The organism is Actinomycetospora soli (assembly GCF_021026295.1).
GTDB classification, from domain to species: domain Bacteria; phylum Actinomycetota; class Actinomycetes; order Mycobacteriales; family Pseudonocardiaceae; genus Actinomycetospora; species Actinomycetospora soli.
This window is the reverse complement of sequence record NZ_JAJNDA010000059.1, coordinates 1-3,523: the sequence shown is the minus strand read 5'-3', so window position 1 is coordinate 3,523 and position 3,523 is coordinate 1. Positions and strand designations below refer to the sequence as shown.

Annotated in this window: 1 rRNA gene; it reads right to left on the bottom strand. The window is 59.6% G+C overall.

From position 1 onward, the window contains the following. Positions 1–33 precede the first annotated feature (33 nt). Positions 34–3,122, bottom strand: a 23S ribosomal RNA gene (locus tag LN037_RS31995). Positions 3,123–3,523 lie beyond the last annotated feature (401 nt).

Sequence of the window (3,523 nt, the reverse complement as noted above, 5' to 3'; positions counted from 1 at the left end):
GCCAACGGCCCGGGTGTGGGTGTTGGTGGTGTGTCGGGCAAGTCCTCGGCCTATTAGTACCAGTCCACTGCATACCTTGCGGTACTTCCATGTCTGGCCTATCAACCCACTGGTCTGGTGGGGGCCTTAACCCTCATGGGGTGGGAGACCTCATCTTGGAACGGGCTTCCCGCTTAGATGCCTTCAGCGGTTATCCCTTCCGAACGTAGCCAACCAGCCGTGCCCCTGGCGGGACAACTGGCACACCAGAGGTTCGTCCGTCCCGGTCCTCTCGTACTAGGGACAGCCTTCCTCAAGTCTCCTGCGCGCGCGGCGGATAGGGACCGAACTGTCTCACGACGTTCTAAACCCAGCTCGCGTACCGCTTTAATGGGCGAACAGCCCAACCCTTGGGACCTACTCCAGCCCCAGGATGCGACGAGCCGACATCGAGGTGCCAAACCATGCCGTCGATATGGACTCTTGGGCAAGATCAGCCTGTTATCCCCGGGGTACCTTTTATCCGTTGAGCGACACCCCTTCCACCAGGAGGTGCCGGATCACTAGTCCCGACTTTCGTCCCTGCTCGACCCGTCGGTCTCACAGTCAAGCTCCCTTGTGCACTTGCACTCAACACCTGGTTGCCGACCAGGCTGAGGGAACCTTTGGGCGCCTCCGTTACCCTTTGGGAGGCAACCGCCCCAGTTAAACTACCCACCAGGCACTGTCCCTGGACCAGATCATGGCCCGAAGTTAGATGCCCAATTCGACCAGAGTGGTATTTCAACGGCGACTCCACCGCCACTGGCGTGGCCGCTTCACAGTCTCCCACCTATCCTACACAAGCCGAACCGAGCACCAATACCAAGCTGTAGTGAAGGTCCCGGGGTCTTTCCGTCCTGCCGCGCGTAACGAGCATCTTTACTCGTAGTGCAATTTCGCCGAGTCTGTGGTCGAGACAGCGGGGAAGTCGTTACTCCATTCGTGCAGGTCGGAACTTACCCGACAAGGAATTTCGCTACCTTAGGATGGTTATAGTTACCACCGCCGTTTACTGGCGCTTAAGTTCTCAGCTTCGGCCGTGAGGCCTAACCGGTCCCCTTAACGTTCCAGCACCGGGCAGGAGTCAGTCCGTATACATCGTCTTGCGACTTCGCACGGACCTGTGTTTTTAGTAAACAGTCGCTTCCCCCTGGTCTCTGCGACCCCACAGCCCTAGCCCGCGAAAGGCTTCAGGCCACAGGGTCCCCCTTCTCCCGAAGTTACGGGGGGATTTTGCCGAATTCCTTGACCACAGTTCGCTCGAACGCCTCGGTATTCTCTACCTGACCACCTGTGTTGGTTTGGGGTACGGGTCGCGTAGGAACTCGCTAGAGGCTTTTCTCGGCAGCATGGGATCACTCTGCTTCGCCTCAACGGCTATGCGTCACGTCTCAGCCACGTGGTGCACGGATTTGCCTATGCACCGGCCTACACGCTTGCACCAGTACAACCACTCACTGGCGGAGCTGCCCTCCTGCGTCACCCCATCGCTTGGCTACTACCAGGCAGGATCCCGCGCTCCCCCGTCCGACTCCCGAAGGAGTCATGGGGTTCGGGCGGTTAGCACACCTGGGCTCGCCATGGACGCGCCTACACGAGCACGGGAATATCAACCCGTTGTCCATCGACTACGCCTGTCGGCCTCGCCTTAGGTCCCGGCTCACCCTGGGCGGAAAAACCTGGCCCAGGAACCCTTGGTCATCCGGCGGCAGAGTTTCTCACTCTGCTGTCGCTACTCATGCCTGCATTCTCACTCACACGGGTTCCACAGCTGGATCACTCCGCCGCTTCACCACCCGCATGACGCTCCCCTACCCAGCACCACCACCGTTAGGTGTCCGTGGTGCTGCCGCGGCTTCGGCGGTGCGCTTGAGCCCCGCTACATTGTCGGCGCAGGACCACTTGACCAGTGAGCTATTACGCACTCTTTCAAGGGTGGCTGCTTCTAAGCCAACCTCCTGGTTGTCTGGGCGATCCCACATCCTTTCCCACTTAGCGCACGCTTAGGGGCCTTAGCCGGCGATCTGGGCTGTTTCCCTCTCGACTACGAAGCTTATCCCCCGCAGTCTCACTGCCGCGCTCGAGCTCACCGGCATTCGGAGTTTGGCTGACTTCAGTAAGCTTGTAGGCCCCCTAGGCCAACCAGTGCTCTACCTCCGGTGAGTAACACGCGACGCTGCACCTAAATGCATTTCGGGGAGAACCAGCTATCACGGAGTTTGATTGGCCTTTCACCCCTACCCACAGCTCATCCCCCAGGTTTTCAACCCTGGTGGGTTCGGGCCTCCACACCGTCTTACCGGCGCTTCACCCTGGCCATGGGTAGATCACCCCGCTTCGGGTCTAGAGCACGCGACTCACACGCCCTGTTCGGACTCGCTTTCGCTACGGCTTCCCCACACGGGTTAACCTCGCCACGTACCGCTAACTCGCAGGCTCATTCTTCAAAAGGCACGCCATCACCGGACCGAAATCCAGGCTCTGACGGCTTGTAGGCACACGGTTTCAGGTACTATTTCACTCCCCTCCCGGGGTACTTTTCACCTTTCCCTCACGGTACTTGTCCGCTATCGGTCATCAGGAAGTATTTAGGCTTACCGGGTGGTCCCGGCAGATTCACAGCGAATTCCACGGGCTCGCTGCTACTCGGGCACGTCACCACGCGATGATGAACAGTTTTCGTCTACGGGGGTCTCACCCTCTACGCCGGCGCGTCCCAACGCCTTCGACTAACCATCCACCACCACGCCCAGGGTCAGCAGCCCCCGGACATGACGCCCCACAACACCCCACCAGCAACACCTGCCAGCTATCACACAAGCGGGGTTTAGCCTCTTCCGCTTTCGCTCGCCACTACTCACGGAATCACTGTTGTTTTCTCTTCCTGCGGGTACTGAGATGTTTCACTTCCCCGCGTTCCCTCCACCCGCCCTATACATTCAGGCGGGGGTGACAGCCCATGACGGCTGCCGGGTTACCCCATTCGGACACCCTCGGATCACAGCTCGGTTGACAACTCCCCGAGGACTATCGCGGCCTCCCACGTCCTTCATCGGCTCCTGATGCCCAGGCATCCACCGTGCGCCCTTGACAACTTGACCAACACACCAACAACAACCACACACACAGCACGAACATGCAGCAGAACATGCACAGCACGAACATGCCTCACGCGATGCGGCCGTCGAAGATCAACACAGTCATCAAAGCAAACTAAGATCAACCACAACAACCTCTCCCGCCACCAGCCCACGACGGACCAGCCCGGAAAACGTTGCCGCGGCGACCAGGAAAAAAAGATGCTCGCGTCCACTGTCCACTTGACAACCCAACCCACAGACCACCACCGCACCACCCCGCAACCGCAGGGAGCCGGCGATGACTGTCCAGAGAAAACACCAACCCCCACACCCACCACCACACAGGCAGCCAGACGTGAGGGCCGATCGTCCTCTCAGGACCCAACAGTGTGCCGACGCCCCCAGACCAAAAAGCCCGGGAC